This is a genomic window from Nonomuraea sp. NBC_00507, assembly GCF_036013525.1.
In the GTDB taxonomy this organism is placed as follows: Bacteria; Actinomycetota; Actinomycetes; order Streptosporangiales; family Streptosporangiaceae; genus Nonomuraea.
In genome coordinates this window covers 2,407,133-2,430,206 of sequence record NZ_CP107853.1, presented here as the reverse complement: position 1 = coordinate 2,430,206, position 23,074 = coordinate 2,407,133, and the positions used below count along the sequence as shown (strand labels likewise).

The 23,074-nt window shown below is 68.6% G+C and carries 23 protein-coding genes and 1 riboswitch; of the genes, 10 read left to right on the top strand and 13 right to left on the bottom strand.

The features are described from left to right. Positions 1 to 167 precede the first annotated feature (167 nt). The 3 genes from OHA25_RS12320 (at position 168) to OHA25_RS12310 (ending at position 3,796) form a co-directional block, all read left to right on the top strand. A complete protein-coding gene (locus tag OHA25_RS12320; RefSeq protein WP_327587683.1) occupies positions 168 to 1,646 on the top strand; it encodes a class I adenylate-forming enzyme family protein in 1,479 nt (492 codons plus the stop codon). A gap of 78 nt (positions 1,647 to 1,724) precedes the next feature. Further along, entirely contained in the window at positions 1,725 to 2,081 is a 357-nt protein-coding gene (locus tag OHA25_RS12315; protein WP_327587682.1) for a DUF4190 domain-containing protein, read from the top strand. A 62-nt stretch (positions 2,082 to 2,143) separates the two neighbouring features. Beyond that, the gene (locus OHA25_RS12310) at positions 2,144 to 3,796 is read left to right on the top strand and encodes a DNA repair helicase XPB (protein ID WP_327587681.1); all 1,653 of its coding nucleotides are present in this window, start codon (positions 2,144 to 2,146) and stop codon (positions 3,794 to 3,796) included. 234 nt (positions 3,797 to 4,030) lie between these two features. Here OHA25_RS12310 and OHA25_RS12305 read toward each other — a convergent pair whose 3' ends face one another. After that, a complete protein-coding gene (locus tag OHA25_RS12305; protein WP_327587680.1) occupies positions 4,031 to 4,366 on the bottom strand; it encodes a hypothetical protein in 336 nt (111 codons plus the stop codon). Positions 4,367 to 4,532: 166 nt separating this feature from the next. Here OHA25_RS12305 and OHA25_RS12300 point away from each other — a divergent pair, with 166 nt between their 5' ends. Continuing rightward, positions 4,533 to 6,536: a HelD family protein gene (locus OHA25_RS12300; RefSeq protein WP_327587679.1), complete on the top strand. Its 2,004-nt coding sequence runs from the start codon at positions 4,533 to 4,535 to the stop codon at positions 6,534 to 6,536. Between the two features lie 63 nt (positions 6,537 to 6,599). Next, positions 6,600 to 7,130 carry a YbhB/YbcL family Raf kinase inhibitor-like protein gene (locus OHA25_RS12295; RefSeq protein WP_327587678.1) on the top strand — a complete coding sequence of 177 codons (531 nt, stop codon included), beginning with the start codon at positions 6,600 to 6,602 and terminating at the stop codon, positions 7,128 to 7,130. 81 nt (positions 7,131 to 7,211) lie between these two features. Here OHA25_RS12295 and groL read toward each other — a convergent pair whose 3' ends face one another. The 5 genes from groL to OHA25_RS12270 all read right to left on the bottom strand — a co-directional run bounded on the left by groL (position 7,212) and on the right by OHA25_RS12270 (position 11,935). Continuing rightward, positions 7,212 to 8,837, bottom strand: a complete 1,626-nt coding sequence (groL, locus tag OHA25_RS12290) for a chaperonin GroEL (RefSeq protein ID WP_327587677.1) — start codon at positions 8,835 to 8,837, stop codon at positions 7,212 to 7,214. Between the two features lie 331 nt (positions 8,838 to 9,168). Next, positions 9,169 to 9,369 (bottom strand): cold-shock protein, encoded by a 201-nt coding sequence (locus OHA25_RS12285; protein ID WP_127936975.1) that lies wholly within the window; start codon positions 9,367 to 9,369, stop codon positions 9,169 to 9,171. A 242-nt stretch (positions 9,370 to 9,611) separates the two neighbouring features. After that, entirely contained in the window at positions 9,612 to 9,887 is a 276-nt protein-coding gene (locus OHA25_RS12280; protein ID WP_043633550.1) for a MoaD/ThiS family protein, read from the bottom strand. 23 nt (positions 9,888 to 9,910) lie between these two features. Continuing rightward, a complete protein-coding gene (thrC, locus tag OHA25_RS12275; RefSeq protein ID WP_305919681.1) occupies positions 9,911 to 11,146 on the bottom strand; it encodes a threonine synthase in 1,236 nt (411 codons plus the stop codon). A 13-nt stretch (positions 11,147 to 11,159) separates the two neighbouring features. Then, positions 11,160 to 11,301, bottom strand: a riboswitch (SAM riboswitch). A 79-nt stretch (positions 11,302 to 11,380) separates the two neighbouring features. After that, positions 11,381 to 11,935 carry an RNA polymerase sigma factor gene (locus OHA25_RS12270; RefSeq protein WP_327587676.1) on the bottom strand — a complete coding sequence of 185 codons (555 nt, stop codon included), beginning with the start codon at positions 11,933 to 11,935 and terminating at the stop codon, positions 11,381 to 11,383. A 31-nt stretch (positions 11,936 to 11,966) separates the two neighbouring features. On the opposite strand from OHA25_RS12270, the gene OHA25_RS12265 reads away from it, so the two are divergent. Then, entirely contained in the window at positions 11,967 to 13,391 is a 1,425-nt protein-coding gene (locus OHA25_RS12265) for an alpha,alpha-trehalose-phosphate synthase (UDP-forming) (protein WP_327590968.1), read from the top strand. Here the strand turns inward: OHA25_RS12265 and OHA25_RS12260 are convergent. From OHA25_RS12260 to OHA25_RS12250, 3 genes are read right to left on the bottom strand one after another with little or no spacing between them, the layout of a single operon-like run. After that, positions 13,388 to 13,963 carry a hypothetical protein gene (locus OHA25_RS12260; protein ID WP_327587675.1) on the bottom strand — a complete coding sequence of 192 codons (576 nt, stop codon included), beginning with the start codon at positions 13,961 to 13,963 and terminating at the stop codon, positions 13,388 to 13,390. The genes OHA25_RS12265 and OHA25_RS12260 overlap by 4 nt on opposite strands. A 35-nt stretch (positions 13,964 to 13,998) precedes the next feature. After that, complete coding sequence (otsB, locus tag OHA25_RS12255) at positions 13,999 to 14,769, bottom strand: trehalose-phosphatase (protein WP_305919684.1); 771 nt, start codon at positions 14,767 to 14,769, stop codon at positions 13,999 to 14,001. A 39-nt stretch (positions 14,770 to 14,808) separates the two neighbouring features. Then, positions 14,809 to 15,108, bottom strand: coding sequence for a DUF3263 domain-containing protein (locus OHA25_RS12250; protein ID WP_305919685.1), 300 nt, complete (start codon positions 15,106 to 15,108; stop codon positions 14,809 to 14,811). 117 nt (positions 15,109 to 15,225) lie between these two features. Between OHA25_RS12250 and OHA25_RS12245 the strand changes: the two genes are divergently transcribed. The 4 genes from OHA25_RS12245 (at position 15,226) to OHA25_RS12230 (ending at position 19,048) form a co-directional block, all read left to right on the top strand. Beyond that, on the top strand, positions 15,226 to 16,050 hold the full coding sequence (locus OHA25_RS12245) for an SAM hydrolase/SAM-dependent halogenase family protein (RefSeq protein ID WP_327587674.1): 825 nt from the start codon (positions 15,226 to 15,228) through the stop codon (positions 16,048 to 16,050). A 229-nt stretch (positions 16,051 to 16,279) separates the two neighbouring features. Beyond that, a complete protein-coding gene (locus OHA25_RS12240; RefSeq protein WP_327587673.1) occupies positions 16,280 to 17,404 on the top strand; it encodes a S8 family serine peptidase in 1,125 nt (374 codons plus the stop codon). Between the two features lie 25 nt (positions 17,405 to 17,429). Continuing rightward, entirely contained in the window at positions 17,430 to 17,834 is a 405-nt protein-coding gene (locus tag OHA25_RS12235) for a Zn-ribbon domain-containing OB-fold protein (RefSeq protein ID WP_305919688.1), read from the top strand. Next, entirely contained in the window at positions 17,831 to 19,048 is a 1,218-nt protein-coding gene (locus tag OHA25_RS12230) for a lipid-transfer protein (RefSeq protein ID WP_327587672.1), read from the top strand. Before OHA25_RS12235 ends, OHA25_RS12230 begins: the two co-directional genes overlap by 4 nt. Positions 19,049 to 19,094: 46 nt before the next feature. Here OHA25_RS12230 and OHA25_RS12225 read toward each other — a convergent pair whose 3' ends face one another. The 4 genes from OHA25_RS12225 to OHA25_RS12210 are packed head-to-tail and all read right to left on the bottom strand — an operon-like array spanning position 19,095 to position 23,020. After that, complete coding sequence (locus tag OHA25_RS12225) at positions 19,095 to 20,108, bottom strand: ABC transporter ATP-binding protein (protein WP_327587671.1); 1,014 nt, start codon at positions 20,106 to 20,108, stop codon at positions 19,095 to 19,097. Next, a complete protein-coding gene (locus OHA25_RS12220) occupies positions 20,095 to 21,129 on the bottom strand; it encodes an ABC transporter ATP-binding protein (protein ID WP_327587670.1) in 1,035 nt (344 codons plus the stop codon). Before OHA25_RS12220 ends, OHA25_RS12225 begins: the two co-directional genes overlap by 14 nt. 12 nt (positions 21,130 to 21,141) lie before the next feature. After that, positions 21,142 to 22,083 carry an ABC transporter permease gene (locus OHA25_RS12215; protein ID WP_327587669.1) on the bottom strand — a complete coding sequence of 314 codons (942 nt, stop codon included), beginning with the start codon at positions 22,081 to 22,083 and terminating at the stop codon, positions 21,142 to 21,144. Next, on the bottom strand, positions 22,076 to 23,020 hold the full coding sequence (locus tag OHA25_RS12210) for an ABC transporter permease (protein ID WP_327587668.1): 945 nt from the start codon (positions 23,018 to 23,020) through the stop codon (positions 22,076 to 22,078). Before OHA25_RS12210 ends, OHA25_RS12215 begins: the two co-directional genes overlap by 8 nt. Positions 23,021 to 23,074 lie beyond the last annotated feature (54 nt).

Sequence of the window (23,074 nt, the reverse complement as noted above, 5' to 3'; positions counted from 1 at the left end):
TCTCCCCTAGATCTTCCACCTTTACACGATCTAGGACCACAAGAAAACACGAACGACTGCAGAAGCAGATTTATATCTATTTACCGCGTAGTCGCGCACCGCCCACAATGACTAGTCAAGCCGGCCGAGGGTTGACGGCGCGTCCCCCGTCGCATCAGGTTGAGCATGTGACCGAGCAAACGCTGGGCCAGCTGGCCGAGGAGTCATGGGACCGCTTCGACGATCATGACGCGACGTTCTACGAGGGCGTCTGGCACCGCCATCACACGCTCGCCGAACGGGCGCGCCGGATGTGCGGCGGGTTCGCGGCGGCGGGCATCAGGCCCGGCGACCGGGTGGTCGTGATGATGGCCAACTCGCCCGAGGTGCCGCTGATCTACCAGGCGCTGTGGGCGGCGGGCGCGGTCGTGACTCCGGTGGTGTTCCTGGTCGGCGCCGAGGAGCTGCGGCACATCCTCCTCGACAGCGGCGCGGCGGCGATCGTCACCTCCCCTGAGCTGGAGGAGACCGTGCGGGCCGCCGGCGTCGACCTCCCCGTCTACGTGGAGACGGGCGAGCTGGAACGGGCGTCCGAGCACGGGGTGGTCCGCAGGGACCCCGGCGACCTGGCCGCGCTCATGTACACGGGCGGCACCACAGGCAAGGCGAAAGGCGTCATGCTGAGCCACCGCGGCCTCTGGCAGGTCGGCAAGGACGCCTGGGACATGTCCCACCAGAAGGGCAAGAACCGCGCGATCGTGCCGGTGCCGCTGTCCCACGCGTACGGGATGATCATCACGGTGGCCTCGATGCACGCCACGGAGCCGCAGCAGGCCGTGCTCATGCGCTGGTTCGAGCCGAAGGCGTTCCTCCAGCTGGCCGCCGAGCAGCGCGTCCAGTACGGCACCGTCGTGCCCGCCATGCTCCAGATGCTGCTGGCCGAGCCGCTGGAGTCACACCCGCTGCCCGACCTGTCCTACCTCACCTGCGGGGCCGCGCCGCTCGGCAAGGAGCTGCTGGAGGAGTTCGAGCGCAGGATGCCCGGCGTGCAGATTCTCGAGGGGTACGGCCTGACCGAGACCAGCGCCGTCACCACGTTCAACCCGCCCGGCCGGCGCCGGATCGGCAGCGTCGGTCTGCCGCTGCCAGGCTACACGATCACCATTCGCGACGGCGACGGCGAGCCCATGGAGGTCGGGGACGTCGGCGAGATCTGCGTGTCGGGCGAGTCCCTGATGCTCGGCTACTGGGGCGAGCACGAGCCCGACCCCGACGGCACCGCGCTGGTCGGCGAGGAGCTGCGGACCGGTGACATCGGCTGCGTGGACGACGACGGCTACCTCTACATCGTGGACAGGAAGAAGGATCTGATCATCCGCGGCGGCTTCAACGTGTTCCCGCGCGACGTCGAGGACGCGCTCAACCAGCACCCCGACGTGGTGATGTCGGGGGTGGTCGGCCGGCCCGAGCCGCGCATCGGGGAGGAGGTCGTGGCGTTCGTTCAGCTCAGGCCGGGCGGTACGGCCACGGCCGAGGAGCTGATCGAGTGGGCCCGCGACCGGGTCGGCCGGGTGAAATACCCGCGTGAGATCCGGTTCGTCGAGGCGATCCCGGTCACGAGCGTGCTCAAGCTCGACCGCAAGGCGCTGCGGGCCCGGCTGCCCTGAAGATCTATCGCAGGATCGCGAAGCGAGGTCAGACACATCTCCATTCCGTGATAAGTGTTGACGTGTCTGGAGGTGAAGATGAGTCAGCAAGATCCTTCGGGGTATCCCCATCAGCCCTATGGCGCCCCTTACGGCGAGCAGCCTCCCCCGGGCTATGGCTACGGATACGGCTATCCTCCGCCCCCACGCAGCGAGGGGCCGAGCGCCAACGCCATCGTCTCCCTCGTCCTCAACCTCCTCGCCGTCGTCTCCTGCTGCAACGTCTTCGGGATCCCCGGCGCGATCCTCGCCGGGCTGGCGATCAGCCGGGCGTCCCGTGAGCCCGAGCGCGCACGTACCATGGTGATTTGGAGCTGGGTCCTGCTGGGGCTCGGCTTCGCGCTGGGGGTCGCCCTCTTCCTCTTCCTCGGCCTCAGCGGATACCTCAACGACTGATTGCCCGATCGGGGACTGTTCCTGCCGTCGTGTGTGTTGGATAAGGGTCACCCGTAGGAAGGATGTCCGTGAACGACGGCCCGCTCATCGTCCAGTCGGACAAGACGCTGCTGCTCGAGGTCGACCACGACAAGGCCGACGAATGCCGCAAGGCGATCGCACCGTTCGCCGAGCTCGAGCGTGCTCCCGAGCATGTGCACACCTACCGCGTCACCCCGCTGGCCCTGTGGAACGCCCGCGCCGCCGGCCATGACGCCGAGCAGGTCATCGACGCGCTGATCAGCTTCAGCCGCTACCCGGTGCCGCACGCGCTCCTCGTCGACGTCGCCGAGACCATGGCCCGCTACGGCCGGCTGCGGCTGGAGAAGGACCCGGTCAACGGCCTGGTCCTGACCTCCACCGACCGCGCCGTGCTGGAGGAGGTGCTGCGGTCCAAGAAGATCCAGCCGATGCTGGGCGATCGGCTCGGCGCCGACTCCGTCATCGTGCACCCGAGCGACCGCGGCAACGTCAAGCAGGCGCTGCTCAAGCTGGGCTGGCCCGCGGAAGACCTGGCCGGCTACGTCGACGGCGAGGCGCACCCGATCAAGCTGGTGCAGGACGGCTGGGGGCTGCGGCCCTACCAGCAGGAGGCGGCCGACGCCTTCTGGCACGGCGGCTCCGGCGTGGTCGTGCTGCCGTGCGGCGCGGGCAAGACCATCGTCGGCGCGGCCGCGATGGCCCACGCCCAGGCCACCACGCTGATCCTGGTCACCAACACCGTCTCGGCCCACCAGTGGAAGACCGAGCTGCTCAAGCGCACCTCGCTGACCGAGGACGAGATCGGCGAATACTCCGGCTCGAAGAAGGAGATCCGCCCGGTCACCATCGCCACCTACCAGGTGATGACCACCAGGCGGAAGGGCGTCTACAGCCACCTAGAGCTGTTCGACGCGCGCGACTGGGGCCTGGTCGTCTACGACGAGGTGCACCTGCTGCCCGCGCCGATCTTCCGCATGACCGCCGATCTGCAGGCCCGCAGGCGGGTCGGGCTGACCGCGACGCTGGTGCGCGAGGACGGGCGCGAGGGCGACGTCTTCTCGCTCATCGGTCCCAAGCGCTACGACGCGCCCTGGAAGGAGATGGAAAACCAGGGCTGGATCGCGCCCGCCGACTGCGTCGAGGTCCGCGTCACGCTGACGGACGAGGAGCGGCTGGCGTACGCGATGGCCGAGCCGGAGGAGCGCTACCGCTTCTGCGCCACCACGCCGTCCAAGACCCACGTGACCGAGGCGCTGGTGCGGCGGCACCTGGGTGAGCAGGTGCTGGTCATCGGACAATACATCGACCAGCTCGACGAGCTCGGCGAGCACCTCAACGCGCCGGTCATCAAGGGCGAGACCAGGATCAAGGAGCGCGAGCGCCTCTACCAGGCCTTCCGCGACAAGGAGATCCAGGTGCTGGTGGTGTCGAAGGTGGCCAACTTCTCCATCGACCTGCCGGAGGCGGCCATCGCGATCCAGGTCTCGGGGACGTTCGGCTCCCGGCAGGAGGAGGCGCAGCGGCTCGGGCGGGTGCTGCGGCCCAAGGCCGACGGCGGGGGCGCCCGGTTCTACACCGTGGTCAGCAGGGACACGGTGGACCAGGAGTTCGCGGCGCATCGGCAGCGCTTCCTGGCCGAGCAGGGCTATGCCTACTCGATCATCGACGCCGACGACGTGCTCGGCGGCGTGTGACGAATGACCCGGCCGCTCGCCGGAGCGGCCGAGTATTCAGCGTGGTGTCACGTCCACGAGACTCCGCGGGCCGTCGACAAGCGAACCACCCCCCTCACCAGCGTCCTATCACGCCGCCTGCGACATACCCTCATGATCCGGCAAATCCACCTGATATGCCCGATTTTTTCGGTATTCGCGTATTGCTCCACACCAAAGGGTTCTGTCGCGTTCGTTACGTTAACGAGGGCGTGCCTAGCGGACCAGCATCCCGCCGAGGAACAGCACACCCTCCGCGACGATCCACGCGACCACGGCGGCGCCCATGATCCGCCCGAACGCACGCGGGTCCTGCCTCGCCCACGGGAGCAGCCACGCGGCGGCCGTACAGCAGGCGGCGAGCGCGGCGAACAGGCTGGACACCGTGGAGACCGCGCCCAGGCGCTGAGAGCAGGTGGACGAGTCCTCGCCGCCCGCGCAGAACGCCTCCAGGCCCCAGCCCGCGAACACCGACAGGCCCCACAGCGCTGCGAGGAGGAAGCTCGCGATCGTGGGGATGATCGGGGAGAACCGGAGCTGAACCCGCGCCACCTCCCCTCTCTACCCATCCCACCCTCACGGCAACCGACCCGCGCAACGCGGACGGCCCCCAGTACCACAGGCCGGTAAATGCGTTGGAAGCCTGCGGCGCGCGCTATTAAACTGGCCGATTCGCTGCCTTAACCACCTCCGTCACCGACCCGGGAGGCACTTTCGCATGCCCGCACACCAGCTGGCCCCAGACATACCCGCCGACGTCCTGGCCGCCGAGCAGGCCCACCTGGCCGAATCCAGGGCCGCGCTCGCCGCCATGCGGGCCCATGCCCAGTCCCTGTCCGCGGACGCGGCCGGCGACTGGGTGTCGCAGCAGATCCTGCAGTCCCTCCTCGACCAGCGGGTGGCCGCCCTGGCCGACCATCCGGACACGCCGTTGTTCTTCGGTCGGCTCGACCGCGAGGCTGGTGATGACCTTCCCGGCACGATCTACGTGGGCCGCCGCCACGTGCACGACGGCCACAGCAGGCCTCTGGTCATCGACTGGCGCGCGCCGGTGTCCCGCGCCTTCTACCAGGCCAGTCCCGCCGACCCCATGGGCGTCGTACGCCGGCGCCGCTTCGGCTACCACGGCGGCGCGCTCACCGCGTACGAGGACGAGCCGCTGGGCGACGGCGTGGAGATCGGCCCGTCGAAGATCCTCACCCAGGAGATCGAGCGCCCGCGCACCGGCCCCATGCGCGACATCGTCGCCACGATCCAGCCCGACCAGGACGAGATCGTCCGCGCCACGCTGGCCCAGACCGTGTGCGTGCAGGGCGCCCCGGGCACCGGAAAGACCGCGGTGGGCCTGCACCGGGCGGCATACCTGCTGTTCACCCACCGCGAGCGGCTCGCCAGGTCCGGCGTGATGATCGTCGGCCCCAACCGGGCGTTCCTGTCCTACATCTCCTCGGTGCTGCCCGCCCTGGGCGAGGTCAAGGTCGACCAGACCACGGTGGCCGGCCTGCTGGGCGACCACACGGCCCCGGAGGACCCGATGGTGGCGGCGGTCAAGGGCGACGCCAGGATGGCGGCGGTGCTCGAACGCGCCCTCTGGCTGCACATCGTGAAGCCGGAGGAGGGCTTGGTCTTCACCAAGGGCGCCTACCGCCACCGGGTGGCCGACTACGAGGTACGCGAGATCGTGGCGTCCCTGCGCGGCACCACCCGCTATCTCCCCGGCCGGGCGGCATTGGCGCAGCGGCTGGCCCATCTGGTCCTGGTCCGCATGGAGCAGCGCGGCGAATCGCCCGACGACCGGGTGCAGGACGCCGTGGCCAGATCGAAGCCGGTCAAACAACTCGTGGAAGCGGTCTGGCCGAAATTGACGCCGGAGCAGGTCCTTTATCGCCTGCTCTCGGATCCGGAATTTCTGGCAAAGGCAGCCTCTAAATCCGATTTGTCGCCTGACGAGCAAGAAATGCTTATCTGGCGGAAACCGTACCGGAGCTGGAAGTCCGCCAAATGGTCGGCCGCGGACGCCGCGCTCCTGGACGAGCTGCGCGATCTGATGGAACGCACGCCCTCGATCGGCCACCTGGTGGTCGACGAGGCCCAGGACCTCTCCGAAATGCAGCTGCGGGCGCTAGGCCGCCGCTGCCGCAACGGTTCGGCCACCGTGCTCGGCGACCTGGCTCAGGGCACGACGCCCTGGTCGACGAGCTCCTGGAAGTCCGTGCTCGAGCACCTGGGCCAGCGCGAGGGCGAGGTGACGGAGCTGACGCTCGGCTTCCGCGTGCCGAGGGAGGTCCTCGAGTACGCGGCCCGCCTGCTCCCCTCGATCGCCCCCGACCTGGCCGCCCCGCAGTCCCTGCGCCCCGGCCTGGGCTCGCTCTCCGTACGGCGGGGCGGCTCGGTCGCCGCGGTCGCCGCGGAGGCCCTCGCCAAGGAGGGTTCGATCGGCGTCATCGCCCCCGACACGCTGGTCGGCGAGGTCTCCAGCGCCTTGGCCGAGCTCCCGCACGCCGTGCTCGACCCCGACTCCACCGAGGAGCACCGTCTGCTGGTGGTCCCCGCGACCCTGGCCAAGGGTCTGGAGTACGACCATGTGATCGTCGTCGAGCCCGCGGACATCGTCGCTGCGGAGCCGCGCGGGCTGGCCCGGCTCTACGTGGTCCTGACCCGCGCGGTCACCTCGCTCACGGTCCTGCACGACAAGGCGCTGCCGGCGCAGCTGACGGCCTGACAGGCGGCGGGCACGGCCACTTCTAGGATGGCGGGCAGGAAGCTCTCTACCAAGGAGGATGCCGTGCCAGCACCGCTGCCACACGAATACCTGCCGTCGGTTCCCGCGCTCGTGGTCGAGAGCGACGACATTCAGGACGGCGAGCGGCTGAGCGACCTGCACGTCTTCAATGACTGGGGCATGCAGGGCCAGAACCTCTCGCCCCAGCTCCGCTGGTCAGGCGCGCCCGCCGAGACCCGCGGCTTCGCCGTCACCTGCTACGACCCGGACGCCCCCACAGGCAGCGGGTTCTGGCACTGGGTGCTGTTCGACCTGCCGGCCTCGGCGACCGAGCTGCCCACGGGCGCGGGCACCACCCCGGACTTCAAGGGACTGCCCGCGGGCGCCGTGCACGCCCGCAACGACTACGGTGCCAAGGAGTATGGCGGGTCGGCCCCGCCGCCCGGCGCCCCGCACCGCTACGTCTTCACCGTCCACGCGCTTGGCGTGGACAAACTGGGCGTGGACAGCGACGCGAGCCCCGCGGTGGTCGGCTTCAACATCACCGCCAACACCCTGGCCCGCGGCCACATCATTTCCCACTACGGGATCTGACGGAGCACCGGCGTTGCCAGAAAACGAAAAGAGCGGCCCGAAAAACCCGGGCCGCTCTTCGTTGCCGCGCGAAGAAAGGACCTAGAAGTCCATGTCGCCGCCGCCCGGCATGGCCGGAGCAGCGGGGGTCTTCTCGGGCTTCTCCGCGATGACGGCCTCGGTGGTGAGGAAGAGCGCCGCGATGGAGGCGGCGTTCTGCAGCGCGGAGCGCGTCACCTTGGCCGGGTCGAGGATGCCCGCCTCGAACATGTTGACGTACTCGCCCGTAGCGGCGTTCAGGCCCTCACCCGGGGTGAGGTTGCGAACGCGCTCGACCACGACGCCACCCTCGAGGCCGGCGTTGACCGCGATCTGCTTCAGGGGCTCCTCGAGCGCCTTCTTCACGATCGCGGCGCCCGTGGCCTCGTCACCGTTGAGCTCGAGCTTGTCGAACGCCTTGGCGCCGGCCTGCAGCAGCGCCACGCCACCGCCGGGGACGATGCCCTCCTCGACGGCCGCCTTGGCGTTGCGCACGGCGTCCTCGATGCGGTGCTTGCGCTCCTTGAGCTCGACCTCGGTGGCCGCACCGGCCTTGATGACGGCCACGCCGCCGGCCAGCTTGGCGAGGCGCTCCTGGAGCTTCTCGCGGTCGTAGTCGGAGTCGGTGCGCTCGATCTCGGCGCGGATCTCATTGACCCGGCCGGAGATCTGCTCGGCGTCACCGGCGCCGTCGACGATCGTGGTCTCGTCCTTGGTCACGACGATCTTGCGAGCCCGGCCGAGCAGGTCGAGGGTGGCGTTCTCCAGCTTGAGACCGACCTCCTCGGCGATGACCTGGCCACCGGTCAGGATGGCGATGTCGGCGAGCATGGCCTTGCGGCGGTCGCCGAAGCCCGGGGCCTTGACGGCCACGGAGCGGAACAGACCGCGGATCTTGTTGACGACCAGGGTGGCCAGGGCCTCGCCCTCGACGTCCTCAGCGATGATCAGCAGCGGCTTGCCGGACTGCACGACCTTGTCGAGCAGCGGCAGCAGGTCCTTGTTGGCGGAGACCTTGCTGTTGACGATCAGGATGTACGGGTCTTCGAGCACGGCCTCCATGCGGTCGGAGTCGGTCACGAAGTACATCGACGTCATGCCCTTGTCGAAGCGCATGCCCTCGGTGAGCTCGAGCTCCAGGCCGAAGGTGTTGCTCTCCTCGACGGTGATGACGCCTTCCTTGCCGACCTTGTCCATCGCCTCGGCGATGAGCGCGCCGATCTCGTTGTCGGCGGCGGAGATGGAGGCGGTGGAAGCGATCTGCTCCTTGGTCTCCACATCCTTGGCCAGCTTGGAGAGCTCCTCGCTGACGCGCTCGACGGCGGCCTCGATGCCCTTCTTCAAGGCCATCGGGTTGGCGCCGGCGGCCACGTTGCGCAGGCCCTCGCGCACCAGCGCCTGGGCGAGCACGGTGGCCGTGGTGGTGCCGTCGCCGGCTACGTCGTCAGTCTTCTTGGCGACTTCCTTGACCAGCTCGGCGCCGATCTTCTCCCACGGGTCCTCGAGCTCGATCTCCTTGGCGATGGATACACCATCGTTGGTGATCGTGGGAGCGCCCCACTTCTTCTCCAGCACGACGTTGCGGCCCTTGGGGCCCAGGGTCACCTTGACGGCGTCGGCGAGCTGGTTCATACCGCGCTCGAGACCGCGCCGGGCGTCCTCGTCAAACGCGATCATCTTGGCTGCCATAAGGCTAGACCTCCCAGATACAGGGTGGCTTGTCCTGGACCGAGCCGACGCCCGCGACGGCATGGGCCTGCATCTCCTTCGGCAGACCCCATCGTCTCGATCCGAGTTGCTGGCACTCTGCTGCACAGAGTGCCAACGAACTGTTTAGCACTCTACCCTGCCGAGTGCAAGCGAACGTCTACCCTCCTGCGGTTCCCGCCCTGGTCAGTCCGTCTGTACGGCGAGCCGCTCACCGTGCGGCTCGCCGTAGGTCGACGAAAGAATGGAGGCCGCCTCGCCCGGACTGCGTTGCCGTGCGATGCCGCCACCGGGTGCATACCAGTGACGTAAATCAGACCGCCCGGACAGACTCCGCCTGCGGTCCCTTCTGGCCCTGCGTGATCTCGAACTCGACGCGCTGCCCCTGTTCGAGTGCTCGGTACCCGTCCATCAGGATCGCTGAGTAATGGACGAATACATCCTTACCACCGTCTACCGCGATGAAGCCGTAGCCCTTGTCCGCGTTGAACCACTTGACGGTGCCCTGCGCCACTTCCGACTCCTCTTACTGGGCTTACAGATCTCGCCCATTCCACCGCGAGACCGTAATCGCATGACTTAACTGAAAATCAGCCAGACGATCGCCTCGACCATACCTGTGGCACGGGGTTTGGCAACAGAGTCAATCCGCAAACGACGCATTTCTTCGCAGAGTACCTTGTTCAACGTTGAATTAGTCGGGAAAAGGAGAAGGCGCCCACTAGGGGCGCCTTCCAATGATGTGACCTCTCGCACTCAACCGCCGGCGACCGCCGGGATGATGGAGATCTGAGTGCCCTCAGGGGCGGGAGTGTCGAGCCCCTCGGCGAAACGGACGTCCTCTTCTCCCACGTAAACGTTGACGAAACGCCGAATCTTGCCCGATTCATCAAGAATTCTCGCGCCGATCCCCGGGTAGTCGGAGTCGAGCTTGGCGAGCACGTCACGAAGCGTCGCGCCCTCGCCACTCACTTCCGCGTTCCCCCCGGTGTACGTGCGCAGGATCGTGGGGATCCGCACAGAAACGCTCATGGTTATCTTGCCTTTCCTGGTTGTCAGACAGCCGCGCGGAACGCGTCGAGAGAGGGCCGGATCACGGCGGTGGGCTGGGCGTCGTCGCCGGTGATGGCGTCGAGCGTCTTGAGCCCGTCACCGGTGTTGAGCACCACGGTCTCGGCCTCGGGATCGAGCCGCCCGCTCTCGGCGAGCTTCTTCAGCACGCCCACGGTAACCCCGCCCGCAGTCTCGGCGAAAATACCCTCCGTCGAGGCCAGAAGCTTGATGGCGGCCACGATCTCGGGGTCCGTGACGTCCTCGACGGCCCCTCCGGTGCGGCGAGCGATGTCGAGCACGTATGGCCCGTCGGCGGGGTTGCCGATGGCCAGCGACTTGGCGATGGTGTCCGGCTTGACCGGCTGGACGACGTCGTGCCCGGCCTTGTAGGCGGTGGAGACCGGCGAGCACCCGGCCGCCTGCGCCCCGAAGATCTTGTAGGGGGTGTCCTCGACCAGCCCCAGCGCCACCAGCTCCTTGAAGCCCTTGTCGATCTTCGTGAGCTGCGACCCGGAGGCGATGGGGATGATGATCTGCTCGGGCAGCCGCCACCCGAGCTGCTCGGCGATCTCGTACGCGAGCGTCTTGGAGCCCTCGGCGTAGTAGGGCCGCAGGTTGACGTTGACGAACCCCCACTTGTCGCCCAGAGGGTCACCGATCAGCTCCGAGCAGAACCTGTTGACCTCGTCGTAGGTCCCCTCGATCCCGATCAGCTTCCCGCCGAACACCCGGGCCATGGCGATCTTGGCGGCTTCGAGGTTGGCGGGGATGAACACGCAGGCGTCGAGCCCGGCCCGCGCCGCGGCGGCCGTGACCGCGCCCGCGAGGTTGCCCGTGGAGGAGCAGGAAAGCGTGTGGAAACCGAAGTTACGTGCCGCCTCGACGGCGATGGCCACCACCCGGTCCTTGAAGGAGTGGGTGGGGTTGCCGGAGTCGTCCTTCACGTACAGGGACTTCAGGCCGAGCGCCTGCCCGAGGTTGCCCGCCTTGACCAGCTTGGTCCAGCCGGGGTTCATGTTGGGCTTGGTGGCGACGTCGGCCGGCACGGGCAGCAGGGAGCGGTAGCGCCAGATGTTGGCGGGACCGGACTCGATGTCCGCGCGGGTCACGGCGCCGAATTCGTAGGCCGCTTCGAGCGGCCCGAAACACTCCAGACACGCGAAGCTGGGGCCGAGAGGGTAGCGCGTGCCGCACTCGCGGCAGGACAGAGCGACAGCAGGACCAAAGTCGAGCGACATGAAGCGAGGCCTTCCCTCATCTTCGCCCGCGGCCACCTTGACCGCGAACCGGAATTGGCACCTTGTCCCGGTCGGCCTCGCCCTGTCGCGAGTCACAAGCCGGGAGGGTTGCCGGGGCTTCGCAGGGCCGGTCCCTCCGCCCCTCTGGATGAGCAATATGCAGTTGTTGAAAGGGACTCTACCCGCTTAAGTAGGCGGAATTACCATCCGTCTCAGCATTCGAGACGGGCAGTCTCAGCGATAGTCCTCACCGAGCACACCCTGCACGTATTTCCTGGCCTGGTGAATGCGGGATTTGGCGGTGCCCAGCGGGATGCCGAGCTGCTCGGCCACCTCGTTGTAGTCGAGCTGGACGATGTCGCGCAACACCAGCGCCTGCGCCAGGTCGGGCTTGTCGGCTTCCAGCGCCTCCATCGCGTCGAGCAGGTCCAGCCGGGAGCCGGCGATCACGCTCACCCGCCGCACGTCGGGCTTCTGCACGGGCAGTTCCTCCGACGTCTGCTCCGCCGCCCGGCGCTTGAGCGATCGGTACGTGGTCCGCGCGCAGTTGGCGGTCACGATGTGCAGCCAGGTGCTGAACCTGGCCCGCCCCTCGAAGCGGCCGATGTTGCGGGCCACGGCCAGCAGGGTGTCCTGGGAGGCTTCCTCCGCGTCCTGGTGGTAGGGCAGGATCCGGGCGCAGTGGCGCATCACATCGGGCTCGATCCTGGCCAATAGCTCACCAAGCGCGCGATGATCTCCGGCTGCGGCGGATCGGGCGAGTTCCTCGGTTAGCTCATCAAGCGCCATAGCTGGGATCCTATGATCGAAGGGAGCCATGATGAACAGCGTCCTGGTCGCCTCCAACAGAGGGCCTGTCTCCTTCACCGTCTCCGACGACGGCGAGTTGACCATGAAACGTGGCGGGGGCGGGCTCGTCTCCGGGCTGTCCGGAGTGGCCAAGGAAGACGGCGTCCTGTGGGTTTGCGCGGCGCTGTCCGACGATGACCGCAGCGCCGTGCGGCTGTCTCCCGGCGGCAGGATCGACCAGGCCGGCTACGACACCGGGCCGCTACGGATGCTGGACATCCCGCCGGCCACCTTCCACCGCGCCTACAACGCCGTGGCCAACTCCACGTTGTGGTTCGTCAACCACCTGCTCTACGACATCCCCAACGCACCCAACTTCGGCACGCGGTTCGGGCGCGAGTGGGAGTCCTACCGTGACTACAACGGCGCGTTCGCGCTGGCCCTGGCCGAGGAGGCCGGGCACGGCGCACGGGTGATGGTGCAGGACTACCACCTGACGCTGACCCCGGCGATGCTCCGGGCCGAGCGGCCCGACCTGCGCATCGCCCACTTCAGCCACACCCCGTGGGCGCCGCCCGAATACTTCTCCCTGCTGCCCGACGAGGTGGTCGGCGAGGTCCTGGAGGGCATCCTGGGCGCCGATCACGCCGGGTTCCTGACAGGAAGGTGGGCGGGGGCGTTCATGGACTGCTGTGAAGCGCTGCTCGGCGCCGAGGTCGACCGGGTGGCCCACAGCGTCACGCACGAGGGCAGGACGACCAGGGTCGGCGTGCACAGTCTCGGCGTGGACGGCGCGGCGTTGTGGGACCGGGCCTGCGAGCCCGATGTCGAGTCCTACATGACCGCGATCAGGGATCAGGTCGGCGACCGCAAGCTGATCGTCCGCATCGACCGCACCGAGTTGTCGAAGAACATCGTGCGCGGCCTGGTCGCCTATGGCGAGTTCCTGGCCGCGCATCCCGAATGGCACGGGCGTGTGGTGCACCTGGCCTTCGCCTACCCGAGCCGGCACGACCTGCCCGAATACCGCGAATACACCGCCTCGGTGCAGCGCAGCGCTCAGGAGATCGAGAACGAGTTCGCCACCGAGGACTGGGACCCGCTGATCCTCAACGTCAACGACGACTACCCGCGGTCGCTGGCCGCCTACCGCATGGCCGACGTGTTGCTGGTCAACCCCATCCGCGACGGGATGAACCTGGTCGCCAAGGAGGGCCCGGTCCTCTCGGACAACTGCGCGCTGGTGCTCTCGCGCGAGGCGGGGGCGGCGGCTGAGCTGGGCCCGTACGCGATCATGGTGAACCCCTACGACATCAGCGGCACGGCCGCCGCCCTGCACGAGGCGCTCATCATGCCGGAGGACGAGCGCAGGCGGCGTCGCGACAAGTTGTGCGCGGCGGCCACCGCCCTGCCGCCCCAGAAGTGGCTGGCCGCCCAGCTCGACGCCCTGGATTAGCTCCAGTCCGCGTACTTGAGCGCGTCGGACAGGCCTGGCGTGTTCCACTGGTCCACGACCAGGATCTTGCTCTTCGGCAGATACCACTCGCGCTGCGTGAAGCGGGCCTTCGTACCGGCGCCTGAGTAGGACACGCAACGAGCCTGCCAGGCGTTGTAGACGGCCTTGTGCCCCTCGCCGACCTGGCGCAGGCCCCGCGTCACCTTCGGGCCGATGATCTCGCCCCACTTCTTGTTGACCGGGCAGGGCTGCACGTCGCTCGCCGTGTAGAAGGGCCTCTTGCCGGTGTAGGGGCCCCAGCCCTCCGCCCCGATCTTGATGTACTTGGGACCGAGGAGATAGAAGGCGTCACATTGGGGCGTGCCCCAGCCCTGCGGTTTGCCGCACTTGCCCGTGACGACCTGGACCACGTCGGCGCCGAAGCGGTGCACCTCCCACTGGATCGGAATGTAGAGGGTCAGGCCGTTGCGGAACTTCAGCGGCTGGGCGGGCGCGGCGGCGTTCGCGGGCAGCGCGGTGGTCAGGACAGTGGCCGCGGCGACGGCCGCGACGGCGAGGGAGCGCTTGGACATGCGCCCGACACTAGAGATCGCGACTTGCAGTTCACTCATGAACGACTGAACGCCGACGTGAGCTCCTCCAGCAGCGCGACCACCCCGTCCGGGCCGTCCACCACGATGTCGGCGCGCTCGGCCAGCTCGGCCACCTCCGCCGAGCCGCTGCACACGGTCACGCCGGGCAGCCCGGAGGCGCGTACGGCCTCGAACGCGGCCAGATCCCCCAGATCGTCGCCGGCGAAGAGAACGGACCTGGCGGCCCGCTCGGCCAGGAACAGGCTGAGCGCGTGCCCCTTGTCCATGCCCGGCGGCCGCAGCTCCAGCACCATGCGGCCGGGCTCGACCACCAGCCCGTGCTTGTCGGCCACCCGCGCCAGCGGCTCGCGCAGCGCGGCCAGCGCGCCTTCGGGGTCGGGGCTGCGTCTGGTGTGCACCGCGACGGCCCGGCCTTTGTCCTCGATCCGCACGCCGTCCAGCCCGAGATCGTCGAGCAGCAGCTGCAGCTCCGCCTCGGCCCGCGGCACGCCCGGCGGGGGCGGCGGCGCGGAGATCCGGCCGTTCTCCCAGCGCTCGAAGCCGTAGTGCCCGAGGATGACGAGCCCGGGCACGTCGGCCAGCCCCGGCCCCAGCTCCAGTGCGGTGGCCGGGGGGCGGCCCGTCACGATGGCGACGGCCAGGACGTGCGCGCCCAGCTCGGCGAGGACCGCGGGCGCCTTCGGGTGGATCACGGCGGTGGCGGGATCGGGCACGATGGGCGACAGCGTTCCGTCGAAGTCGAGCCCGATCACGGCGCCTGCCGGATCCTTCAAGATCGCTTCCATTCCAGGGATGTTCCTCACGCGGCTGCCGTACCCAGCCGGTCAGGGGCGCATGCCAAGCCTTCTTGCCGCACGGTCGCGCTGGCGGGTGGAGCGCAGCCTGCGCAGCCGCTTGACCAGCATGGGGTCCTGCTCGAGCGCCTCCGGCCTGTCGATCAACTCGCCGAGCAGCTGGTAGTAGCGGGTGGCGGAGAACCCGAAGGTCTCCTTGATGGCCTGCTCCTTCGCGCCCGCGTGGCGCCACCATTGGCGTTCGAAGGCGAGGAGCTCGAGATCGCGTTCTGTCAGGGGTTGGCGGGACGTTTCCTGGGCAGCATTGTCACCGCTGAGCGGTGCTCCCATGGTGTCCTCCTCGAAAGGGGCGTGCGACGATCTCGTCACACGCACGCGGCCCGAGCCAATCGTAATGTGCGGAGTGGTGCTGTTCACGGCGGATCGGGAGACGTACAGTCACGAAATGTGACCTCAGTAATCACCCTCCTCACCGACTATGGGCTCGAAGACGGGTATGTGGCGGCCTGTCATGGCGTGATTGCCGGGATCGCCCCGCAGGCGCGGGTGATCGACGTGTGTCACCTGATCCCCTCCGGGGACGTGCGGCGCGGCGCGGCGGTTCTCGCCCAGACCATCCCCTACCTGCCGGCCGGCATCCACATCGGCGCGGTCGATCCCGGCACGGGCGGCGCCAGGCGCGCGGTGGCGGTCGAGGCGGGCGACCGGGTGTTCATCGGCCCGGACAATGGGTTGCTGTCGTGGGCCGTGCGCGCCAGCGGCGGCGCGCGGGCCGCGTACGAGCTCAGCAACGACGAGCACTTCCTGCGGCCGGTCTCGCCGACCTTCCACGGGCGGGACGTGTTCGCACCGGTCGCGGGGCGGCTCTGCCGGACTCCGTCGGGCTCCGGCGGGCTGCGGCTCGCGGATCTGGGGCCCGAGGTCCCGGTCGACCGGCTGGTGACGCTGCCCGAGCCGACGTCCCACCTGCGCGAGGGGTCGGTGGAGGGCGAGGTGGTCTCGGTCGACCGCTACGGCAACACCCAGCTGTCGATCGCGGCCGGGGACCTGCAGGCGCTCGGGGTCCGGGTGGGCGACACGCTCGGGGTGTGGCTGGGGCGGCGGCAGTTGTCGCTGCCGTTCCGGGAGACGTACGCGGCGGTGCCGCCCGGCGAATTGGTGGCGTTCGCGGACTCGGCCGGTTTGATCGCGATCGCCGTCAATTCGGGTGACGCGGCGCAGCGGCTGGGGCTCCCACCGGGGGCGCATGTCCGACTTTCGCCTACTCAATAGGAGGAAAGCGACAGATCGGAATTACTCCGCGTATCGGCCTGTTTACTGAAGCGTCGCATGCGGGTGGGCATTCGCGTGTCAGAATGCACATCGGCGTCCCCTCCCTACCGCTCGAGGTTGACGTGTCCCACCCGCCCGTTGTGCCGCCCTCACCCATGTCCTTACTCCCAGCCATGCCACCCAGCCCGCCCCCGTCCCGGCTCAGCGATGCCGCCCGGGCAGTGACCTGATGAACAGGATCATCGTCCCCGTTCTGCTCGCCGCGCTCGTGGTCGGGGTCGCCTCACCCAGCGCCTCCGACGACATGGGCGAAGCCGCGCGTGCCGGTCAGTGGCAGCTGGACACCCTGCGCCTGCCCGAGGCCTGGCGGGCGACCAAGGGCGCGGGCGTGCTGGTCGCCGTGCTCGACACGGGCGTCAACGGCCGCCACCCGGATCTGGAGGGCTCCGTGATCCAGGGGCCCGACCTGACCGGCGCCGACCGCAGCGCGGGACTCTGGGGGCGGCACGGGACCGCCATGGCCAGCCTGATCGCCGGTCGCGGGCACGGCCACCGGCACGGCGTCGTCGGCGTGGCGCCCGCGGCCACGGTGTTGTCCATCAGGGTCACGCTGGAGAACGGCGACCCGCTGCGCCGCAGACAAGCCTCCGGCGGACGTCAGCCGCTGGCCAAGGGCATCCGGTACGCGGCCGACCACGGCGCCGACGTCATCAGCATGTCGCTGGGCGGCGGGAGCGGCGCGTGGGAGGGATCGGCCGATGAGGAGGAGGCCGTCAGGTACGCGATCGGCAAGGGCGCGGTGCTGGTGGCCTCGTCGGGCAACGACGGCGAGACGGCCAACAGGAAGAACTTTCCCGCCGCCTATCCCGGGGTGATCGCCGTGGGGGCCGTGGACCGGCGGCTCAAGGTGGCGGGGTTCTCCAACCGGCAGGACTACCTGTCCGTGGTCGCGCCGGGCACGCAGATCGTCACGGCCGACGGCGGCGACTCCTACGTGGTCGGCGACGGCACCAGCTCGGCGGCGGCCATGGTGGCGGGCATCGCGGCGCTGATCAAATCCGCCTATCCCCATATGTCGCCCTACCACGTGCGCACGGCCATCGAACTCGGCGTCCTGAAGCGGCCGACGGCCGGCTACAACCGCAGCTACGGGCATGGGGTGGCCAACGCGTTGCTGGCCCTGCGGGCGGCGGAACAGCTGTCCGCCCCCGCACGCCCGCCGGCCCCCTCCATCACGGCCGCTCCCACCCCATCGTCCAGGGCGGCGGTGGTGGCGGGCATGCTGGCGTTGGTGGCGGCCATGGCGGTGTGGGTCCTGGCGACGCATCGCGGGCACAGAAGGGGTGTAACCTAGCAAGCGCTTGTGTGATACTCCGGCTATGACGCATGCGATCGAGGGCTGGTTCGCCGTCGACGCCGACGGGGTCTTCCTGCTGGGCACCCGGTGCACGGCCTGCGGCACCGTCTGCTTCCCGCCTCGCCCCGGGTTCTGCCCCAATCCGCGCTGCGAGGGCGAGGAGATGGAGGTGACCAGGCTTCCGCGGCGCGGGCGCGTCTGGTCGTACACGAACGCCTGTTATCCGCCGCCGGCGCCATTCGTGACGGCGGAGCCGTACGAGCCGGTGACGCTGGCCGCGGTGGAGTTGGACGGCGCGGGCATCGTGGTGCTCGGGCAGGTCGCCGGCCTCACGGTGGATCAGCTCGAGGTCGGGATGGAGCTGGAGCTCACCAGCGGGCCACTGGCCGACGGGCCGCTCGTGTGGATGTGGAGGCGGGCGGCGTGACCGAGCGGAGCGAGGGAACCCATAGACACAGCAGAGTGGTGGTGCTGGGCACGGGCATGCACCCGTGGGGCAAGTGGGGGCGCTCCTTTCTCGAGTACGGCGTCGTGGCCGCCCGCGAGGCGCTGCACGACGCCAGGATCGCGTGGACGGACGTGCAGTACGTGGTCGGGGCGGACACGATCAGGAACGGCTACCCCGGCTTCGTCGCCGGCGCCTCCTACGCCCAGGCACTCGGCTGGACGGGGGCGCGCATCGCCTCCTGCTACGCGGCCTGCGCATCGGGAGCACAGGCCCTGGACATCGCCCGTACCCGAATCTTGGCGGGCCTCTGCGACGTCGCCCTGGTGGTAGGGGCCGACTCGACCCCCAAGGGCTTCTTCAAGCCGGTCGGCGGCGATCGCCCCGACGACCCGGACTGGCTGAGATTCCGCCTCCTCGGCGCGACGAACCCCGCCTATTTCGGCCTTTACGCACGCAGACGCATGGCCTTGTACGGCTCCACGCCCGACGATTTCGCGGCCGTCAAGGTCAAGAACGCCCGAGCCGGGTCGCTCAACCCCATGGCCCGCTACCGCAAGCCGGTCACCGCCGAGGAGGTGCTGGCCTCGCCCATGGTCGCCGACCCGCTGCGCCTCATGGACATCTGCGCCACCTCGGACGGGGGCGCGGCGGTGGTGCTGGCCTCGGAGGCGTACGCCCGTCGCCGCGGCGTCCGGGACCTCGTCTTCCTGTCGGCCGTCTCCACCGTCACGCCCACCTTCCCCAACACGGTCCTGGAGCTGCCCAACTTCGCCACCGACTCCTGCGCGGCCGTACCGGCCCCCGAGAGACCGTTCCGGGCGGCGATCGCGCACGCGGCCTACGAGGAGGCGGGAGTGGGGCCGGAGGACCTGTCGCTGGCCGAGGTGTACGACCTGTCGACGGCGCTGGAGCTGGACTGGATGGAGGACCTCGGGCTGTGCCCGCCTGGGGAGGCGGACAAACTGCTCCGTGAGGGCGACACGGCGCTGGGGGGCCGCCTCCCGGTCAATCCGTCGGGTGGCCTGGCCTCCTTCGGCGAGGCGATCCCGGCCCAGGCCATCGCCCAGCTGTGCGAGCTGACGACCCAGCTAAGAGGCCGCGCGGGCGCCCGGCAGGTCCCTTCCCCGCGCGCCGCCCTGGCCGCCAACCAGGGTCTGTTCGGCCACGGCTCCGCCCTCATCACCACCCGATGACCGAAGGCCCTCCGAGCTTTCGGAGGGCCTTCGTGCGACGGGCCGGTCAGCCGATGTGGACCACGTCGTGCGTCTCGGCGAAGTGGCAGGCGCTCTCGTGCCCGGTCCCCGGCCGGATCTGCAACAACGGCTCCTCCTCCGCGCAGATCTCCTGCGCCTTCCAGCACCGCGTACGGAACCGGCACCCCGACGGCGGGTTGGCCGGCGACGGCGGGTCACCCTGGAGGATGATCCGCTCCCGCTGCTCCCGTCCCTCAGGGTCGGGAACGGGCACGGCCGACAGCAACGCCTGCGTGTACGGATGAGCCGGCTTGTCGTAGATCTCGGCGTCCTTGCCCAGCTCCACGAACTTGCCCAGGTACATCACCCCGACCCGATCGGAGATGTGCCGGACCACCGACAGGTCGTGCGCGATGAAGATGTACGCCAGATCGAACTCGTTCTGCAGCCGCTCCAGCAGGTTGATCACCTGCGCCTGGATCGACACGTCCAGCGCGGACACCGGCTCGTCGCAGACGATGATCTCAGGCTGGAGCGCCAGCCCTCGGGCGATCCCGATGCGCTGCCGCTGACCACCGGAGAACTGGTGCGGATAACGGTTGATGTGGTCGGGATTGAGCCCGACCACGTCCAGCAGCTCCTGCACCTTCTTGCGGCGGTCGCCCTTCGGCGCCACCTCGGTGTGGATCTCGTACGGCTCCCCGATGATGTCGCCCACGGTCATCCGCGGATTCAGCGAGGTGTACGGGTCCTGCATCACCATCTGAATGTTGCGGCGCATGCGCTTGAGCTCGCCGCCCTTGGCCCGGCCGATGTCCCTGCCGTTGATCAGCACCGAGCCCGAGGTCGGCCGCTCCAACGCCATCAGCACCTTGGCCAGTGTGGACTTGCCACAGCCCGACTCGCCCACGATGCCCAGCGTCTCGCCCTTGTGCAGGTCGAAGGACACCCCGTCGACGGCCTTGATGGCGCCGATCTGCCGCTTGAAAAGGATGCCCTGCGTCAGCGGGAAGTGCTTGACCAGGTCGCGCACCTCGAGGATGCGGTCACCGTTCGCCATCGAGGACCTCCCTCCAGTAGTGGCAGGCGCTGTTGCGCGTGCCGCCGATCTTGTGGAGCGGGGGGGTGTCGGTCACGCAGTTGTCCTGCCGGTAGGGGCACCGGGGGTGGAACGAGCAGCCGCTCGGCAGTTCGAGCAGGTTGGGCGGCAGACCCTTGATCGCGTACAGGTCCTGGCCCTTGAGGTCGACCCGGGGGATCGACTCCAGCAGCCCCTTCGTGTACGGATGCGCAGGAGAGCGGTAGATGTCGTGGACGAGGGCGTTCTCCACGATGCGCCCCGCGTACATGACGGCGATCTTGTCGGCCACGTCCGCGACGACGCCCAGGTCGTGCGTGATCAGGATGAGGCCCATCTGGCTCTCGCGCTGCAGCTCGGCCAGCAGCTCCATGATCTGCGCCTGGACGGTCACGTCGAGCGCCGTGGTGGGCTCGTCGGCGATGAGCACCTCGGGGTCCAGCGCGATGGACATCGCGATCATGATGCGCTGCCGCATGCCGCCGGAGAACTGGTGCGGGTAGTCGTTGGCGCGCTGCCTGGCGGCCGGGATGCGGACCCGGTCCATGAGCTCGACGGCCTTCTTCATCGACTCGCCCTTGGACATGCCGCGGTGCACCCGGAACATCTCGCTGATCTGCCAGCCCACGGTGAACACCGGGTTGAGCGCCGAGAGCGCGTCCTGGAAGATCATCGCGATGCGCTGGCCGCGCACCTGCGTGCGGGCCTCCTCCGACAACTTCAGCAGGTCGGTGCCCCTGAAGCGGATCTCCCCTATGGGGATGTGCGCGGGTGGCATGTCCAGGATGCCCATGATCGCCTGAGCGGTCACGGACTTGCCGGAACCCGACTCGCCCAGCACCGCCAGCGTCTCGCCGGGGTTCACGGTATAGCTGACGCCGTTCACGGCGCGCACGATGCCCGCGCGGGTGCGGAACTCCACGTGCAGGTTGTCGACGGCGAGCAGCGGATGGTCGCCCAGCCCTCCCTCGGCGGGCAACACATCCGGTGATGTTCTCTTCACTGATCCCCCCTTCTACCTGAGCTTCGGGTCGAGCGCGTCGCGCACGGCGTCGCCCAGCATGATGAACGCGAGCACGGTGACGCTCAGGAACACGGCCGGGAAGATCAGCGGCAGCGGCGCCTCAAGGAACCGGCGCTGCGCGTCCGCGATCATCAGACCCCAGGAGATCTCCGGCGGCTGCACGCCCACGCCCAGATAGGACAGCGCGGCCTCGGCCGCGATGAATCCGCCGAGGTTGATCGTCGCGACGACGATCACGGGGGCGAGCGCGTTGGGCAGCAGGTGCCTGAACATGATCCGTGCGGGACCCGCGCCTAGTGCTCTGGCCGCGACCACGAAGTCCTGCGATTTGGCGGTGATGACCGCCGCCCGCATGATCCGGAACGTCATCGGCCAGCCCAGGATGGTGAGCGAGATGACCACCAGCCAGATGCCGAGCCCGCTGCCGCGGAAGGTCGAGCCGATGAGCAGCGCGCCCAGGATGCTGGGGATCGCGAAGAAGATCTCAGTGATGCGCGAGGCCACGGTGTCGGTGGCGCCACCGAAGAATCCGGCGACGAGCCCCATCAGGCCGCCGATGAGGGCCGCGAAGATCGAGGTGCTGATGCCGATCTTCAGGGAGTTCGCCGCGCCGTAGATGGTGCGGGCGTACATGTCGCAGCCCAGGTTGTCGCGCCCGAACGGGTGTCCGGCACTGGGCAACTGCCTGGCGGTGGCCAGCTCGCACGTCCTGGGGTTGAACGGGTCCACCGAGCTGAACAGCGACGGCCAGACCGCCATCAGCACCAGCACGGCGATGATGCCGCACGAAACGATGAAGATGGGCCTGCGCCGCAGGTCATACCAGGCGTCGGACCACAGGCTGGCCGGTTTGCCCCCCTTGGTCTCCGCCGGATGGGGAGCCGGGCTCTCTTCGGGGGCGATGGCAGGCCCGCCCGGCAGAATGTTACTCATAGCGGATCCTCGGGTCGAGCACTGCGTACATCACATCCACGGCCAGGTTGGCCACGATGTAGATCAGCACGAGGACGGTCACGATGCCGACGACCATCGGCTGCTCTCGGAGATACACCGAATCGAAGAGCTGGAGACCGACGCCGGGCAGGTTGAAGATTCTCTCGGTGATGACCGCCCCGCCCATGAGGTTACCGAGGTCGGCGCCCAGGAACGTGATGAGCGGGATCAGCGCGTTGCGCAACGCGTGCCTGCCGACGACCCGCCGTCGCGGCAAGCCCTTGGCGGTGGCCGTTCTGATGAAGTCCGCCCGCAACGTCTCGGCCAGGCTGGTCCTGGTGAGACGGGTGAGATAGGCGATCGACACTCCGGCGAGCACGAAGCCCGGCAGCAGATAGCTGCGTAGGCCGTTGCTGATGCCCGCGATCGGGAAGATGTCGACACCCGTCCACTGCTTGAGCTTCACACCCAGCATGTACTGCAGGATGAAGCCGGACACCAGGGTCGGCACCGAGATCAGCAGCAGCGTCGAAGCCAGGATCATGGTGTCGGTGGCCTTACCGCGACGCAGCGCGGCCCACAGGCCCAGACCGACGCCGATGACCGCCTCGATGATCAGCGCGGTGACCGCCAGGTTGATCGTGACCTGGAACTTTCCGGCCATGATCTGTGACACGGGTACGTCGGCGAAGGTAACGCCGAAGTCGCCCCGGAAAAGCACTCCGCTGATGTAGTGCCAGTATTGGAGCAACAGCGGATCGTTGAGGTGATACTGCTCGCGAAGGATCGCGACGATGTTGGGGTCCGCCCGCTTCTCTCCGGCCAGTGCCGCGATGGGGTCACCAGGCAGCGCGAAGACGATGGAGAAGATCAGCAGGGTGGCACCCAGCAACACGGGGATCGACTGGAGCAGACGTCTGATGATGTAACGGCCCATTTAAGCCTCCCGTACATGCGAAGAAGGCCACTCCTCGACCATATGGGTTTCCGG

Coding starts and splice junctions, on each gene's coding strand:
- OHA25_RS12210 (WP_327587668.1), bottom strand. CDS start 23,020: ATGGGCCGTTACATCATCAGACGTCTGCTCCAGTCGATCCCCGTGTTG.
- OHA25_RS12215 (WP_327587669.1), bottom strand. CDS start 22,083: ATGAGTAACATTCTGCCGGGCGGGCCTGCCATCGCCCCCGAAGAGAGC.
- otsB (WP_305919684.1), bottom strand. CDS start 14,769: ATGGAAGCGATCTTGAAGGATCCGGCAGGCGCCGTGATCGGGCTCGAC.
- OHA25_RS12270 (WP_327587676.1), bottom strand. CDS start 11,935: ATGGCGCTTGATGAGCTAACCGAGGAACTCGCCCGATCCGCCGCAGCC.
- OHA25_RS12265 (WP_327590968.1), top strand. CDS start 11,967: ATGAACAGCGTCCTGGTCGCCTCCAACAGAGGGCCTGTCTCCTTCACC.
- thrC (WP_305919681.1), bottom strand. CDS start 11,146: ATGTCGCTCGACTTTGGTCCTGCTGTCGCTCTGTCCTGCCGCGAGTGC.
- OHA25_RS12235 (WP_305919688.1), top strand. CDS start 17,430: ATGACGCATGCGATCGAGGGCTGGTTCGCCGTCGACGCCGACGGGGTC.
- OHA25_RS12225 (WP_327587671.1), bottom strand. CDS start 20,108: ATGGCGAACGGTGACCGCATCCTCGAGGTGCGCGACCTGGTCAAGCAC.
- OHA25_RS12240 (WP_327587673.1), top strand. CDS start 16,280: ATGAACAGGATCATCGTCCCCGTTCTGCTCGCCGCGCTCGTGGTCGGG.
- OHA25_RS12300 (WP_327587679.1), top strand. CDS start 4,533: ATGCCCGCACACCAGCTGGCCCCAGACATACCCGCCGACGTCCTGGCC.
- OHA25_RS12260 (WP_327587675.1), bottom strand. CDS start 13,963: ATGTCCAAGCGCTCCCTCGCCGTCGCGGCCGTCGCCGCGGCCACTGTC.
- groL (WP_327587677.1), bottom strand. CDS start 8,837: ATGGCAGCCAAGATGATCGCGTTTGACGAGGACGCCCGGCGCGGTCTC.
- OHA25_RS12315 (WP_327587682.1), top strand. CDS start 1,725: ATGAGTCAGCAAGATCCTTCGGGGTATCCCCATCAGCCCTATGGCGCC.
- OHA25_RS12310 (WP_327587681.1), top strand. CDS start 2,144: ATGTCCGTGAACGACGGCCCGCTCATCGTCCAGTCGGACAAGACGCTG.
- OHA25_RS12280 (WP_043633550.1), bottom strand. CDS start 9,887: ATGAGCGTTTCTGTGCGGATCCCCACGATCCTGCGCACGTACACCGGG.
- OHA25_RS12250 (WP_305919685.1), bottom strand. CDS start 15,108: ATGGGAGCACCGCTCAGCGGTGACAATGCTGCCCAGGAAACGTCCCGC.